Raw genomic sequence first — 15281 nt, 5'->3', positions numbered from 1 at the left:
GCCAAGTATAGAGGAACTTGTTCAGCAAGAAGTTTTGAATTAAAAACGCTTAAAGTATAAAATTCTGCTAAATTAAATTTTTGCCGTATTAAATATGTTGATCAAAACGCCCAAGCATCTAGATAGGATAGATAGAAATATCCTAATTGAGTTACAAAAAAATGGCAGAATCACTAATTCTGAATTGGCAACCAAGGTGGGTTTGAGTGCAAGTCCTTGTTTAGAAAGGGTAAAAAGACTTGAGGGTGAAGGCTATATTACTGGGTATCATGCTAGAGTTGATCCAGTTAAGCTAGGTGCTGCCATGTTGGTTTTTGTGGAAATTACCTTAGTGAAAACATCTGTAGATATTTTTGAAGAATTTTCTACTGCGGTTAAAGATCATGATGATATTCAAGAATGTCACTTGGTATCGGGAAACTTTGATTATTTATTAAAAGCCCGAGTGGCAGATATGTCTAGCTATCGTAAATTACTTGGGGATACATTATTACGTTTGCCCGGGGTAAGTGAGTCTCGGACATATGTGGTGATGGAAGAGGTTAAAGAGTCTACCCAAGTAAAAATTAGTTTGCGCTAATACAATCGCTTAATTACTAAGCGAAGAGTCCTACCACCCTAGGATTTTTAAAGCGACACTGGTATCTTATACAGCATTAATTTCATGATAAAAGTAACGATATAAAACCAATGGCAAGACTGACAGGTATTCAAAGAGTTATGGAAGTTGGGATGATTGTAAGTTGTGTCTTTGCATTCTTCCTTTTATTAGCCATGGCTTCGTTTCATCCTGCTGATCCTAGCTGGAGCCAAGCAGGGTTGCAAAATGATGTTAACAATTGGGTTGGACCAATTGGGGCATGGTTTGCCGACATTTTGTTTTTTAGTCTTGGTACCTTTGCATATTGTCTTCCTTTTTGTTGTGCTTTTTTAGGGTGGTTTCTGTTTCAACAAACTAAAACTCTGTTTGAAATTGACTACCTTACAATAGGGTTGCGATTAATCGGTGTGATCCTCTTAGTTTTAGGGGTAACGGGACTATTAAGTATGAATGCTGCCGATATCCATACCTATACTTCTGGTGGGTTAGTGGGAGATATTCTAAGCTCGTCTTTAATACCTTATTTTAGTTTAGTAGGTACCACCTTATTGCTTCTATGCTTTTTTTGTACAGGCTTTACTTTAGTTAGTGGAATATCTTGGTTATCAATCGTAGACAAGATAGGTGAAGTTACACTTTTCATAAGCCGTTTTATTTACAAAGCGCCAGCTAAGCTTAAGCATACATCTATCCCTCTTTTGACCTTTAAGCGTCCAGAAAAAACACATCCAGCCCTTGAAAAAACCGAGAATCAGTTTTGGGGTGAAGAGACTCCCCATGAAAACCCCTTTGCTACAGCACCTGATGAGCTAACCGATGAGCCAGAAGTGCCGCAGAGCATTTTGGAAGAGCCAGAACAAAAAACTAAGTCACCGGTTTCTCTGAGTGAGTTAAAGAAAAAAATTACTAAGTCTAGAACCGAGCCTAAGTTTGAACCAGCAGCAGGCTCTGGTGGCATTGTGACAGCTACCCCTGTTCATGTACCTGAGCCAGATGAAAACGGCGAGGCCCAAGGCCCAATGCCTTCTTTTGACTTGCTAGAGCGTGCAGATAAAATAAAAAATCCCATTACACCTGAAGAGCTTGAAATGGTTTCTCGCTTGCTCGAAAGTAAACTAGCTGATTTTAATATTGAAGCTCAAGTGGTAGGGGTTTACCCAGGTCCAGTGATTACTCGGTTTGAAATGGAGTTAGCGCCTGGGGTGAAAGTAAGTAAGATCACTACCTTATCTAAAGATTTAGCCCGTTCGATGTCGGCTATTTCGGTGCGAGTAGTAGAAGTTATACCTGGTAAATCTGTAATCGGGCTTGAGTTACCTAATAAAAAACGAGACATGGTGCGCTTAAGCGAAGTGATTACCGATGATGTTTTCCAATCGTCTGAGTCATCATTAACTATGGTGCTAGGGGCAGATATATCAGGTAAACCTGTTTTTGTTGATTTAGCTAAGATGCCTCATTTATTAGTGGCAGGTACTACGGGTTCTGGTAAATCTGTGGGCGTAAACGTAATGATATTAAGTTTACTTTACAAATCTACCCCAGAAGATGTTCGCTTGATCATGATTGACCCGAAAATGCTAGAACTATCTGTTTATGAAGGGATCCCCCATTTATTAGCTGAAGTTGTCACAGACATGAAAGAAGCAGCTAATGCGCTGCGTTGGTGTGTTGGTGAAATGGAGCGTCGTTATAAGTTAATGTCTGCTTTGGGAGTGAGAAACCTAAAAGGCTGTAATGCCAAGATATTAAAAGCAATTGAAGACGGTGAGCCAATTCGAGATCCCTTATGGAAAGCCGAAGAAAGTATGGAGACTGAAGCCCCGTTTTTAGAGAAGCTTCCTGCCATTGTGGTGGTAGTTGATGAATTTGCCGATATGATGATGATAGTCGGTAAAAAAGTGGAAGAGCTAATTGCACGAATAGCACAAAAGGCAAGGGCCGCGGGCATACACTTGATACTAGCCACACAAAGGCCTTCGGTAGACGTGATTACAGGTTTGATTAAAGCCAACATACCTACTCGTATAGCGTTTCAGGTATCTTCAAAAATTGACTCCAGAACAATATTAGATCAACAAGGTGCCGAAGCCTTATTAGGTGCGGGTGATATGTTGTATTTGCCTCCAGGAACAGGGGTTCCTACCCGAGTCCATGGTGCATTTGTTGATGACCATGAAGTACATGCTGTAGTGGCTGATTGGAAAAAACGTGGCGCGCCTCAATACATTGATGAAATTCTTAATGGCGATGCGAGTGCGGAAATACTTCTGCCTGGAGAACAACCTGAAGGCGAAGATCAAGAGTTTGATGCATTTTATGATGAAGCTGTAGCGTTTATAACAGAAACACGCAGGGCTTCTGTATCAAGCGTACAACGTAAATTTAGAATTGGTTACAATCGCGCGGCCCGTTTAGTTGAACAAATGGAACAAAGCGGCGTCGTATCTGCTCCAGGTCATAATGGCAATAGGGAAGTATTAGCTGCTCCTGCGCCAAGAGATTAAGACCTACTCATTAGATAGCGAGAAAATACCAAGATGAAAAAACTGATTTATTTAACCTGGTTATGTGTGGCAAGTGTGGTGCTAATGGGCCATGGATTAGCACAAAATGCCAGTGCAGACGTTAAACAACAATTAAAAGATAAACTATATAATTTGCGGACCTATCAGGCGAACTTTAGCCAAAAGGTAACAGATTCAGAGGGGACAATTCTGCAACAGGCCAAAGGTAAAATAGCCATGAGCCAGCCTAACAAGCTTTATTGGGAGCTTTTAGAGCCTAATGAAAGTGTGTTGTTAGCCGATGGAAAAGACCTATGGAATATTGACCCATTTATGGAACAAGTCGTTGCTTATGACCAAAACTCAGCCATTGAAAATAACCCCCTTATTTTATTAACTGACCCTTATAGCAATAAGTGGCAAGATTTTCAGGTAGCCCTATCTGGGCAGCAATTTACTATTGAACCCATTGCAGATAAGAGCAGCATAGAGGTATTAAGGTTATTTTTTGAGGGAGAAACCTTAGTCAGTATTGAAACGCGAGATACCCAACAACAAACCAGTCGTTTAGTTTTTACCGATATTCAACAAAACAAGACAATCCAAGAGTCTACTTTTTCATTCAGCATGCCAGCAGGGTACGAATTGGATGATCAAAGAAATCCATGACAGGTGAATTTGATTTTTCTGATAGCCAAACAGGCACTGAGGACTTCGCTCCCTTAGCCGCTCGTATGCGGCCAAATTCAATTGATGAATACTTTGGTCAGCAACATATTATTGGCCCGGATAAACCATTACGGGCGGCATTACTAAGAGGCCAGTGTCACTCCATGATTTTATGGGGGCCACCAGGCACAGGTAAAACCACATTGGCTGAATTAGTGGCATCCCATTGCAATGCCCATATCGAACGTTTATCGGCTGTAAGCAGTGGCGTAAAAGACATTCGTCAAGCTATCGAAAATGCCAAGTTAAACGCCTCACAACATCAACAGCGCACTATTTTGTTTGTTGATGAAGTACATCGTTTTAATAAGAGCCAACAAGATGCGTTTTTACCTTTTATTGAAGACGGTACCGTTACCTTTGTAGGCGCCACCACTGAAAACCCATCCTTTGAATTAAATAATGCTTTGTTATCTCGGGCTAGGGTATATGTGTTAAAAAGCTTAAATGAGCAAGATTTAAAAGAAGTGATGAACCGCGCACTACATGATACCCAAAGAGGTTTAGGTAAACGCGGGATTGAGATAGAAGACAAGGCCCAGTCTTTACTCATAGATTTATCTGGCGGAGACGCGCGGCGATTACTTAACTACCTTGAGCTAACCGCAGACTTTTTAACCATTGGTAGCCATACGCTAACAGCTGATATGGTAAAGCTAGCAGTGGGAGAGCGTGTTGCTCAGTACGATAAAAATGGTGACCAGTTTTACGACTTAATCTCCGCTTTTCATAAATCAGTACGTGGCTCCGCGCCAGATGCGGCTTTGTACTGGTATGCTCGAATGTTGACAGCAGGATGTGACCCTTTGTATGTTGCAAGGCGACTATTAGCTATAGCCACAGAAGATATAGGCAATGCAGACCCAAGAGCCATGCAAATATGCTTAAATGCTTGGGATATTTTTCATCGAGTGGGGCCAGCCGAAGGCGAAAGGGCAATAGCACAAGCCACTATTTATTGTGCCAGTGCTGCAAAAAGCAACGCAGTTTACGTGGCTTTTAAAGCTGCAGTTCGAGATGCCAAAGATGCACCTGATTATCCAGTGCCAGAGCACCTTAGAAATGCACCAACATCACTGATGAAAGATTTAGGGTATGGTCAAGAGTACCGGTATGCCCATGATGAGCCCAATGGTTATGCTGCAGGAGAGAATTACTTCCCTAAAGAAAAACAACATACCCAATACTATCAGCCAACGAATCGTGGCTTAGAGAAAAAACTACAAGAAAAGCTAGCATTCTTAAAACAATTAGACACATCAAGCTCTCAACATAGGTACAAATAATATGCAATCTACCACCATTTACATTTTTATTGCCCTAGGTGGCGCCACAGGTGCGTGTTTACGTTATTTTCTATCGCAACTTATGCTTCAATGGTTTGGTAAAGGCTTTCCTTTTGGTACACTTCTGGTCAATGTTGTAGGCTCTTTTCTACTCGGTTTTTTATATTCATTATTTGAACATGGTCACTTAGAAACCACGCTGTTACGAACAACAATAGGAATAGGTTTTTTGGGAGCGTTAACCACGTTTTCAACTTTTTCCGTAGATACACTGGTACTTTTTCAACAGGGCTTATGGTTGAAAGCTGTACTCAACATAATATTAAATATTCTGTGCTGTTTATTTGCAGCATGGGTAGGTACTCAAATAGTTAAAGGTTAAATAAAACAAGATGTTAGATCCCAAATATTTACGTGGTGATATTCAAGTTGCAGCAGCAAAATTACAAAGAAGAGGGTACACATTAGATACTGCTACCTTTACAGCTTTAGAAGAGAAACGTAAGTCGTTACAGATTAAAACCCAAGAGTTGCAAAATGAGCGTAATGTACGTTCAAAATCAATTGGTAAAGCCAAAGCATCTGGTGAAGACATTCAGCCGTTATTAGCTGAAGTAGGTAAATTGGGTGCCGAGCTAGACTCTGCAAAAGTAGAGCTAGCTGAGCTACTAGAAGAAATTCAAACCTTAGCGGCTGGTATTCCAAATATGCCAGATGATTCTGTACCAGAAGGTAAAGACGAAGACGATAACGTTGAAATCAGCAAGTGGGGTACGCCCCGTGAATTCGACTTTGAAATTAAAGATCATGTTGATGTAGGTGCTGGGTTAAGTAAGGGCGTTGATTTTGACGCTGGCTCTAAACTCGCAGGATCACGTTTTGTGGTAATGCGCGGCCAAGTAGCTCGCCTAAACCGAGCCATAGCGCAGTTTATGCTAGACCTTCACACCCAAGAACATGGCTACGAAGAAACCAATGTCCCTCTTTTGGTTAATGCAGAAAGTATGACAGGCACAGGCCAGTTCCCTAAATTTATGGGCGATGCATTTCACACCAAGCCAGCTACAGAAGAAGGGCAGGGCTTATCTCTGATACCTACCTCTGAAGTACCGCTGGCAAATATCGCTCGTGATGAAATATACACGGCAAAAGAATTACCTATAAAAATGACAGCGTTCACGCCTTGTTTTCGAAGTGAGGCTGGATCTTACGGTCGAGACACCCGTGGTTTAATTCGTTTGCATCAATTTGAAAAAGTTGAGCTAGTACAATTGGTAGAGCCTTCGACTTCATTTGATGCCTTAGAAGAGCTAACAGGCCAAGCTGAGAAAGTACTGCAATTACTTGAATTGCCTTATCGTAAAGTGCTGTTATGTACCGGAGATATGGGATTCGGTGCATGTAAAACCTACGATTTAGAAGTATGGTTACCCGCGCAAGACACCTACCGTGAAATATCTTCATGTTCTAACATGCTTGATTTCCAAGCTCGAAGAATGCAAGCAAGATTCCGTGGTGCACAAGGCAACAAACCTGAGTTATTACATACATTAAATGGTTCTGGCTTAGCAGTAGGTCGTACTTTAGTGGCTATTTTAGAGAACTATCAAGAAGCTGATGGCTCGGTGACTGTGCCTAAAGTATTGCAACCTTATATGGGCGGTTTGCAAAAAATAGGGTAATAAGTATTTTAGGTTTAACCTAATGGTAAAGGCGAGCTTAGGCTCGCCTTTTGTTTTTATTCACATTGTTTACTTATTCGCTGCGTTTACATTTATGGACTTGGTACACTGAGATAATTCACTTCGTTCATCAAGCATTTGCTTTGCTCACCTGCATCTCGGTAACTGCGTCCTGCGTTAGCCTACCTTCCGCCATCCTTGGCGGTCGCATGCAGTTTTTAACTCACGTCCGTGAGAGCTAGTGACTCTTTCTTCAACAGCCAAGAAAGAGTAACCAGAAAGAGGCAGCGCTGCGATTAAATTTCCAATCCATAAAACAATTAGTGTTGATGTTGATACTTGTGTTTGTTTGGAATTTGCAACAATGGCGTCCTTGCCACCAATTTTTATATTTTGCAGGTAATATTAACTTCAACTACTGGATTTAGTATCAGAATTTGAATTGCCCTCAGCGGCTAGTTTGCAAGTTTAGCTGACTAAAAATTGTTAATTTATGTCCTAAAGTAAATGAGTTTTTAGCTTCTTTTATGCGAACACGCCGGCACTTTAACTTTGCTAATTTTTTTAGCAATCCAACCCACTTATGCACAAAATAGACACATTACCACTGTGCTTAAAATAGCTGTTTCCAACCTTAAAATGCAAATAACAAACAAAATGAAAAATTATTTATTAAGGAACTGGGGGGAAAACTTACAAAACGGTGTCTTTATTGGACTAGTTCAATATTTCAAATGATGTCTTTATTGGACTAGTTCAATATTTCAAATTACTAATACAATAATAAATCTAGACAAGTATATACACTTAGTCATATCGCGGTACAAGGAGACATGCATGTTTACAAATTCAAAATTGACGAAATCGATTCGTTTGGCGATAGCTGTAGGTGTTACATCTACTGCTTTCTCATCAAGTTCTTTTGCTCAGGATGAGTCGAGTGCTGCTGTAGATGAAATGGAAACAATCTCAATTACGGGGTCAGCGATTACAAGAACAGCTCTAGAAGGGGCGTTACCTGTTACTGTTGTATCGAAAGAACAAATTGTTCGCTCAGGTGTAACAAGTGTTCCAGATCTAATGGCAACTATACCATCAATGCAAGGCTATCAAACTGCTGGACAGTCAGTAGGTGGTGGTGCTGGTGGTGTTCAAACTGCGTCATTGCGGGACTTAGGCGGCTCTTATACCTTAGTTCTTTTAAATGGTCGTCGTATGCCTTCTTCTGATTCTGGTGCTACAGTTGACCTTAACGCTATTCCTCTTTCAGCAATCGAACGCGTTGAAGTATTGACCGATGGTGCATCAGCTCTATATGGCTCAGATGCAATCGCAGGTGTAATTAACTTTATCCTTAAGAAAGATTTGAACGAAACTACTATTACAGGACGCTTTGATCGACCTCAGGAAAAGGGGGGGGCAAGCTCGAATTTTAGTGTCTCTACTGGGTTTGGTAGTTTAGATGATGATGGGTTTAACATTTTGTTGGCATATAGCCACGATAGCCAACAACAATTAAAATCATCTCAGCGTGATTTCGCTAGTACTGGATTTTTAGAGTTCGATTACAATGGTCAAACCTATCTTTCGGTTGCTGGTTCAGCAAATGCAATCCCTGCAAATGCTTATGTCAGCTTTACAGATGAATCAGGGCTGAGTAACGTTAGTTTCAACCCATATCAAGAAAGTACAGGTTCTTGTCATGACACAAGTTATGCGTCTGGAACTACCTGTGTATTCGATTACACTTCAACTTTAGAAATTGAACCTGAATATACTCGCGATAACTTTTTTACTCAGGCTTTGTTAGAAATCAATGATGACACACAAGCTTATATATCTGCTTCCTATTCACAGTTCGCAATGATATCTAGAATTGCACCTTATCCTACTGGCTCATTTATATTGCCAACAGATTCAGATGTAGTTCAAAATAACGTTATTCCCTATTTAACTGATGAGCAAGCCGCGGCAGTCGATACTGTTACGGCTCGCTGGCGTACTTTACCTGGTGGTAACCGTACTCAAGAGTTTTCTACCGACACATTTCATGTGGTAGCTGGGATTGAAGGATTGATCGGTGATATTAGTTACGATTTTGCTGTAACCAATGGAACTTCAAGCCGTGAAATTACACGTGTTACTGGTTATCCTCTCCAAGACGAATTCTTGGAGCTGGTTACAAGCGGTGACGTTAATGTATTTGCTAGTCCAGATGAACTAAGTGACGAACAAGTTGCACTGGTTCAAGACGCTATGTTTTCAGGCTTGTGGAATACATTTGATACGTCAACGTTTGCAATTGAAGGTAAGGCGTCAATGCCATTATTTGAACTTGCTGATGGTGACGCCTTTGCGGCATTTGGTTTTGATTATAGAGACGTAACTTATTCTAACGAACTATCACAGGCAAACAAAGATGCTGTAATATTGTTTTCTGCACCCGGAAACCAGTTCGATCTGTCTCGTTCTACATACGGTATCTTTGGTGAATTTGTATTCCCTCTGTTTGAAAATTTTGAACTTACTACTGCTTTACGTTATGACACTATAGGTGGGGTAACGAATGATAGAACACTAGTATTTGATGATACAACGGATGAGCAGGTTTTTGATGCTGATGGCTATCCGGTCTATCAGTCAGGTGTTAGTGTCAATGATGATGAATCTGACATTACCTATAAGTTGAGTTTTGCATATAGACCTAGTGATGAATGGTTGCTACGTGGATCATACGGTACTGGTTTTAAAGCTCCCACGATGCGAGAAATTGCAGATCCTCGCTTAGAAAGTGGTGTTACTTCTGTTGCATATGCATGTCCGTTTGACGCTAATAGTACTCATCCATTAGCTGATTTATGTTACACAGATATCCTACAATATGACGTGTATCAGGAAGGTTATGCAGGCCTAAAACCAGAAAAGTCAACGCAGCTTTCGTTTGGTTTTGTTTATGAGCCAGGTAACTGGAGCGTGGGAATGGACTATTGGTCAATTACATTGGAAGACCAAGTTGCAACTGTAACACAAGATCAGATTTTTAATGATCCTATTACCTATGCTGATTTATTTACCTCTAAAGTTGATTTGGGTACCGGTGAAGATGTTTTAGCTATTATTCAAGCGCCAGTGAATATTGGTGAATCTCGTAATTCTGGAATAGATTGGTCAGTTAAGGCATCCAATGAAATTGGTTCTGGGACTTTGAACACCTCCTTTGAAGGTACATTAGTATTAGTAAGTGAGTCTCTTCGAGTAGGTGAAGTGGGTATCTGGGATGATAGCCTTGGTAAGGTTGGTGACGATCAAGCTGTTACGTTCAGATATATCTGGAATTTCCGGAATACTTACTCGATTGGTGATTTTGATTTAACAGCAAACGTTCGTTTCCGCAGTGGATATGATGATGTGGAAAGCAACGAATGTTTAGCATCAGATCAATCAATTTGTAATGATGTTCAGTTGACAATTGACCCTTACATATTAGTAGACACCTTAGCTGCATATCACTTCAGTGATAAGGTGAATGTGTCCTTTGGTATTAAGAACTTGTTAGACGTTGATCCACCTCTAACCTTGAATACAGCTGCTGGACACCAGATTGGATATGATCCACGTTATTCTAGTGCTTACGGCCGTACGTTCTATGTAAGTGGTAGTTATACTTTTTAGTAAAGTGACTACATAATTAATAGAGTAAATCAAAATAATCCCTTGCAATAAGCAAGGGATTATTTTTTAGTGTAATTAGAAGAGGTATATTTAATTCGTCATTCTCAGACGCCGGGAATATAAATCCGTAAAAATAGTTAGATTCATTAAGCCTTCGCGAGCCCTCAAGTAAGTCATATTCTCAGCTTAAAGCAGATTTGGAGCTGCGGAATAAACGTTCAGGTTTAACAAATATTCAGCAAAAAAATCACTCTGTTTATGCTTGATTATTATTGTAATCCGCCTATTTTAAATAGTTATTTATTGAAACCCTTTGAAACGTTACTTGGTTTCTCTTAGCTGGAGTGCGCTGGCTTTTTTAGCATCTTTTTTCCATCCTTAGCCCATTCTTTTCCTTACGAAGCTCTAATTACTCAGCACGTATATCCGAATTTAAGCTCGCTCCAGATTGCTTCGGTTAAAACTTAGAGGTATAACTTCTGTTTAATTAGACCAGAAAAATCTAGTTCAATGTGATCAATCAAAAGTGATAAACAAAAGAGACAGTCATCGGAGCATCGGATCTAATAGTTAAATGCATTTACTCTAGGTGCTTAGACAAAAACTTTTCCATCTCTTCAAATGTTTTGCGTTTACTTTCTTTATATTTGAATGGGTTATGGCCCGTATCTTTTAATCTAATCATTTGCACTGGCTTTTTCTGCTTGATAAGTGCTTTGTACATTTGCTTAGTTTGAGAAGAAGGGACGATTTTATCTTTATCTCCGTATATCAATAAAGTTGGTGTTTTGACCTTGTCTATTAATAACGCTGGAGAGTTTTCTTTTAACAAAGCTTTGTCTTTTTTAGGATCGCCAATTGATGTTTTAACAAATGTTTTTAGGCTATCAGAATTATTGCTATCAAGCTCATGTTCTACAAGATCAGTGATATCAGAAATCCCGTTTATACTAATTGCACATTTAAAAAGATCTGGTGTTTTTGCTGTGGCTATAAGGGCTGAGTAGCCACCATAGGATGCTCCAACAATGCAAACTTCATCTTTATCAATAATGTTTCTTTTAACTAAATAGTGTAGGGCATCCTCAACATCGTCCTGCATGAGTCTGCCCCATTGTTTGTATCCAGCCTTTTGAAATTCTAAACCATAACCAGATGAGCCTCTGAAGTTTGGTTTAACTACAACGTAACCTCTAGTGGCAATAAATTGCGTAAAATCATCATAATTTAGGGTGTCTCTATACTGTGGGCCTCCATGAGGCATGATTACTGCTGGGTAGGGTTTACTACCGTCAAAATCAGCTGGCAGATACAGGTAGGCTGTTATGCTCGCTCCATCTCGAGCAGGGTAGTGTATTGTTTGGCCGCTTGCTAACTTGTTTTTAGGTAGCGTTTTGAATGGGTAACTAAAATGAGTGGTTTTTTCGTGTTCTAAGTCGTGTACGTAATAGGTAATTGGATTAGATGCCCCCCATGTAGCGAGTAAGGCTCTGGTTCTATCTTTTGACAGATAGGTAAACTCAAAATTTTCTAATGGATAAACACTATTTAGTTGGTTGTAGGCTGCTTGATAATCTTGATCGAAATAATGTGAGCGATACACATCTTTAACAGTTTTATAGCCAATGACATTATAATTAACGCCTTCCGTGATAACGCCAACTATATCGGTATTTGGAATACTGACTAAGGTTTTTTGCTCATTTTTACCTACCGAAATAAGTTCGTGGTAGCCCGTTTCTTCATTTAGCTTTCTATAAATGAGCTGTTTATCTTTTACTCCTGCTAGATCTTTAAGCTCCACTCTATTTTTATTTTGTTCATCTTCATCATAATAAATAGTGTCGATTAACTTCCAGTCATCTTCTGTGGCGTTGTAAGCTAGTATTTCTATGGTTTTAGCTACTCTTCTATAGTCGTATCGATAGATAATATTTGCTTCTGAGTCATTTAGAAACGCCACAGTGAAACGCCCACCTTTCACTATTTTGGTAGACTTTCCTGTATTTACATTGAGCTTGAATAGAGTGAGTCTTGTATTGATATCCGTTGACATTAATACATGTTCATCATCGTTAACCAAATAGTCTGTAATTGATACTAAGTTTGTATTTTTCTTAGCTGCACTTTGATCATTAAACAAGCCCACACTGTCAGTTCCATCAATTTTTGTGGACACTAATCTTGAGTATTTAAAATACTTGTCTATATCAAAGTCTTCTTCGGTTTGAGCCTTTTTCCTGAGTTTGTCTGCTCCATGGGGCACTAAATAATTAACGAGTATTCTCTCATTGTTGGCCCAGGTTACCTTATAAGCTCTAATGATATTATCACCAAAAGAGCCTACAACTTTTTGATTATCTATGTCATAAACGACTATTAAACGTGAGTCTCCTTTATTCCATGTGCTTGCCACAAACTTGCCATTTGGAGAAAGACTGGCGTTTAGCATAGAAGGAGGGGCCAAAAAGTCGTCAACACTTAGTTCGCTACTATGAGCAGTACTTAAATAGCTAAACAAGCTTAAGGCTAAAAGCAAGGTAAATAAAACATGTTTTCTCATAACTATTTCGAATTCCTTGAAAAACCACTCGCTGGCAAGCCAAACAAGTAGTGGGTCCTTATTTATTGTTCAAATATATTTTTATAAGCATTTAGCCGGTTTAGGTAATCCTGCGATTTTGGTTGCTTGCTTAGCTGGCCCTTTGGGGAATAACTTAAACAAGTAGCGGCTGTTGCCTTTTTCTTCACCAAATTCATTTTTCATGGCTTTTACTAAGGCTCGCATTGCTGGGCTAGTATTAAACTTTAAGTAGAACTCTCTAACAAAATTGACTACTTCCCAATGATTTTCTGTTAGATCGATGTTTTCTGTTGCCGCTAAAATAGGCCCTAACTCTACTTGCCAGTCATCAACATTCAATAAATAACCAGCTTTATCTGTTTCTATTTTGTTACCTGCAAATTCGAAAAAATATTCCATAGGGTTACCAGCTGACTACTTTGTTAAATTTGAGGCTAAGCTCAACGAAGCCTTTATAGTTAATAGTTTCAAGTTGCTCGCTTACTTGAACTCCCCGGGCTTCAGCGTCTTCTTTTAGAATAAATACTTGGCCGCTAAATTCATGCAGCTTTTTGCCTAAGTCTTGGTGCATTGCTGCATATACGGCATCTTGGGTGAGTAAAATGCCATCGTTATCTGCTACGTGTTGTAAACAGTGTTGTATTGTTAAGTCTTTAAATGGGCTAGATGTTAGCTTATGTAAGATCATTAAAAGCTCATTACATGTTGTTGGCAGGTTAGTAGGTTAGATAACTCTTCTGGCTCAATTAATTTTATATCTATGCATAGTTCTGACACTTGAAGGCCACGACTCTGAAGACTATGTTTGCACGCATAGATGTTCTCAATATCGTAAAACTCTAATGCTGGGAATGTCTTGTGGTACTCCTTAGCATCAATGCTAGCCGGAGCTTGCTTTGACAAAAGTTGAAACACGCCGTCATCTATAAAAAACAGGCTGACATCTTGCCCAAAATTACTCATTGCCAAGGCCATGTCTAAGCTTTCTTGGCCATTTGAGGTGCCGTGCGGGGCGGACCGATTTATTATGGCGATACCTGTCGCTGGCTTGTTCAAAACTGTATCAACCTATCACTATTTTTTAAGAGTACAGCTAGCTCTCCTAGGCCTACAGACTCGAAAGGTGGGGTTAAACTATAGTGCTCAGTATCATTCTCTGCTGCGTCTTCGGGGCTGGTTATTCCTCTTTTACTGGCTGCGCTCACACATACCATTAAAGGGACATTATAAGTATCTGCTAGGCCTTTCCATGCCTTATACAAATCAAACTCATTTGAAGGAATTAATTGTAAGCTGGATCCGTTTAACGTGCCGTCTTGGTAAAAAAACACACCTTCAACAGTGTGTTTTGTTTCGACAGCCGCAAGGGCAAAACGATAAGCACTATAAGCGTTTTGTTCTGAAAATGGAGCTGATGTAACTAATAAAGTAAAAGACGACATAGAGAAGCAATGTACCATAAAAAAACGCCCCAGCAAGCTGAGGCGTTTTAAAAAATCTTAATTCTTTAAGAATTAATCATCACCACCAAAAGCACCAAGAAGGTGAAGGATAGATGTAAATAAGTTGTATATATTCAAGTACATAGAAACCGTAGCACGAATATAGTTGGTTTCACCGCCATTAATAATACGGCTAGTATCAAATAAAATGAAACCTGACATGATAAATACTATGGCTGCGCTTACTGCTAAACTTAAAGCTGGAATGCCTAAGAAAATGTTAGCTAAAGACGCCACTACAGCAACGATTAAACCAACTAATAAAAAGCCACCCATAAATGAGAAGTCTTTCTTAGTCGTAAGTACGTAGCCAGATAAACCAAAAAACACTAGTGCTGTGGCACCAAATGCTTGCATGATTAACTCACTGCCGCCTTGAAACCCTGCGTAATAATTTAGTGTGTAACCAAGTGAACCACCAAGTAGCCCAGTAAAAGCAAAAACAAACCAAATGCCAGCAGAACTTTGAGATGCTTTGTTTAAGAAAAATATCATAACTAGAGCGGCTAGGTTCATTCCCATGGCAATACCTGGAGAAATGTTCATTGCAGCAGTTATGCCAGCACACACTGCACTAAAGGTGAGTGTCATGGCTAACAACATGTAAGTGTTGCGTAGTACTTTGTTAGTTTGCAATACAGAAGCTTGACCTGTATTGCTATAGGAAGATCTGTGTTCCATCGTATTCTCCAGGAAATAAATTAAAAAACTATTAGAA

The 15281-nt window shown here is 39.7% G+C and carries 13 protein-coding genes; 7 read left to right on the top strand and 6 right to left on the bottom strand.

Annotated elements, in window-relative coordinates:
• Nucleotides 1-94 precede the first annotated feature (94 nt).
• The 7 genes from lrp (at nucleotide 95) to ACMUMK_RS09110 (ending at nucleotide 10477) form a co-directional block, all read left to right on the top strand.
• Nucleotides 95-580, top strand: a complete 486-nt coding sequence (lrp, locus tag ACMUMK_RS09140; protein WP_414700817.1) for a leucine-responsive transcriptional regulator Lrp — start codon at nucleotides 95-97, stop codon at nucleotides 578-580.
• Nucleotides 581-690: 110 nt separating this feature from the next.
• On the top strand, nucleotides 691-3108 hold the full coding sequence (locus ACMUMK_RS09135; protein ID WP_414700816.1) for a DNA translocase FtsK 4TM domain-containing protein: 2418 nt from the start codon (nucleotides 691-693) through the stop codon (nucleotides 3106-3108).
• 33 nt (nucleotides 3109-3141) lie between these two features.
• Nucleotides 3142-3777, top strand: a complete 636-nt coding sequence (gene lolA / locus ACMUMK_RS09130; protein ID WP_414700815.1) for an outer membrane lipoprotein chaperone LolA — start codon at nucleotides 3142-3144, stop codon at nucleotides 3775-3777.
• Nucleotides 3774-5123: a replication-associated recombination protein A gene (locus ACMUMK_RS09125; RefSeq protein ID WP_414700814.1), complete on the top strand. Its 1350-nt coding sequence runs from the start codon at nucleotides 3774-3776 to the stop codon at nucleotides 5121-5123. The genes lolA and ACMUMK_RS09125 overlap by 4 nt, the downstream gene beginning before the upstream one ends.
• Nucleotide 5124: 1 nt before the next feature.
• Nucleotides 5125-5505 (top strand): fluoride efflux transporter CrcB, encoded by a 381-nt coding sequence (gene crcB, locus ACMUMK_RS09120; RefSeq protein ID WP_133469549.1) that lies wholly within the window; start codon nucleotides 5125-5127, stop codon nucleotides 5503-5505.
• Between the two features lie 10 nt (nucleotides 5506-5515).
• A complete protein-coding gene (serS, locus tag ACMUMK_RS09115; RefSeq protein WP_414700813.1) occupies nucleotides 5516-6805 on the top strand; it encodes a serine--tRNA ligase in 1290 nt (429 codons plus the stop codon).
• An 837-nt stretch (nucleotides 6806-7642) separates the two neighbouring features.
• Complete coding sequence (locus ACMUMK_RS09110) at nucleotides 7643-10477, top strand: TonB-dependent receptor plug domain-containing protein (protein ID WP_414700812.1); 2835 nt, start codon at nucleotides 7643-7645, stop codon at nucleotides 10475-10477.
• 580 nt (nucleotides 10478-11057) lie between these two features.
• Here ACMUMK_RS09110 and ACMUMK_RS09105 read toward each other — a convergent pair.
• From ACMUMK_RS09105 to ACMUMK_RS09080, 6 genes are all read right to left on the bottom strand, one after another.
• Entirely contained in the window at nucleotides 11058-13040 is a 1983-nt protein-coding gene (locus ACMUMK_RS09105; RefSeq protein ID WP_414700811.1) for an alpha/beta hydrolase family protein, read from the bottom strand.
• 81 nt (nucleotides 13041-13121) lie between these two features.
• Nucleotides 13122-13460: a TusE/DsrC/DsvC family sulfur relay protein gene (locus tag ACMUMK_RS09100; protein ID WP_414700810.1), complete on the bottom strand. Its 339-nt coding sequence runs from the start codon at nucleotides 13458-13460 to the stop codon at nucleotides 13122-13124.
• Nucleotides 13461-13464: 4 nt separating this feature from the next.
• A complete protein-coding gene (gene tusB / locus ACMUMK_RS09095) occupies nucleotides 13465-13749 on the bottom strand; it encodes a sulfurtransferase complex subunit TusB (RefSeq protein WP_414700809.1) in 285 nt (94 codons plus the stop codon).
• On the bottom strand, nucleotides 13749-14117 hold the full coding sequence (tusC, locus tag ACMUMK_RS09090) for a sulfurtransferase complex subunit TusC (RefSeq protein ID WP_414700808.1): 369 nt from the start codon (nucleotides 14115-14117) through the stop codon (nucleotides 13749-13751). The genes tusB and tusC overlap by 1 nt, the downstream gene beginning before the upstream one ends.
• Nucleotides 14114-14521: a sulfurtransferase complex subunit TusD gene (gene tusD / locus ACMUMK_RS09085; RefSeq protein ID WP_414700807.1), complete on the bottom strand. Its 408-nt coding sequence runs from the start codon at nucleotides 14519-14521 to the stop codon at nucleotides 14114-14116. Before tusD ends, tusC begins: the two co-directional genes overlap by 4 nt.
• Before the next feature lie 54 nt (nucleotides 14522-14575).
• Nucleotides 14576-15244 (bottom strand): Bax inhibitor-1/YccA family protein, encoded by a 669-nt coding sequence (locus ACMUMK_RS09080; protein ID WP_414700806.1) that lies wholly within the window; start codon nucleotides 15242-15244, stop codon nucleotides 14576-14578.
• Nucleotides 15245-15281: the final 37 nt, after the last annotated feature.

Source organism: Paraglaciecola sp. 2405UD69-4 (assembly GCF_047525415.1).
Classification (GTDB): domain Bacteria; phylum Pseudomonadota; class Gammaproteobacteria; order Enterobacterales; family Alteromonadaceae; genus Paraglaciecola.
Note: the sequence above shows the minus strand (reverse complement) of the source record. Positions and strands in the feature narration are given on the sequence as shown.

Coding starts and splice junctions, on each gene's coding strand:
- ACMUMK_RS09100 (WP_414700810.1), bottom strand. CDS start 13,460: ATGGAATATTTTTTCGAATTTGCAGGTAACAAAATAGAAACAGATAAA.
- ACMUMK_RS09135 (WP_414700816.1), top strand. CDS start 691: ATGGCAAGACTGACAGGTATTCAAAGAGTTATGGAAGTTGGGATGATT.
- lrp (WP_414700817.1), top strand. CDS start 95: ATGTTGATCAAAACGCCCAAGCATCTAGATAGGATAGATAGAAATATC.
- ACMUMK_RS09105 (WP_414700811.1), bottom strand. CDS start 13,040: ATGAGAAAACATGTTTTATTTACCTTGCTTTTAGCCTTAAGCTTGTTT.
- lolA (WP_414700815.1), top strand. CDS start 3,142: ATGAAAAAACTGATTTATTTAACCTGGTTATGTGTGGCAAGTGTGGTG.
- ACMUMK_RS09080 (WP_414700806.1), bottom strand. CDS start 15,244: ATGGAACACAGATCTTCCTATAGCAATACAGGTCAAGCTTCTGTATTG.
- crcB (WP_133469549.1), top strand. CDS start 5,125: ATGCAATCTACCACCATTTACATTTTTATTGCCCTAGGTGGCGCCACA.
- ACMUMK_RS09125 (WP_414700814.1), top strand. CDS start 3,774: ATGACAGGTGAATTTGATTTTTCTGATAGCCAAACAGGCACTGAGGAC.
- serS (WP_414700813.1), top strand. CDS start 5,516: ATGTTAGATCCCAAATATTTACGTGGTGATATTCAAGTTGCAGCAGCA.
- tusD (WP_414700807.1), bottom strand. CDS start 14,521: ATGGTACATTGCTTCTCTATGTCGTCTTTTACTTTATTAGTTACATCA.
- tusB (WP_414700809.1), bottom strand. CDS start 13,749: ATGATCTTACATAAGCTAACATCTAGCCCATTTAAAGACTTAACAATA.
- ACMUMK_RS09110 (WP_414700812.1), top strand. CDS start 7,643: ATGTTTACAAATTCAAAATTGACGAAATCGATTCGTTTGGCGATAGCT.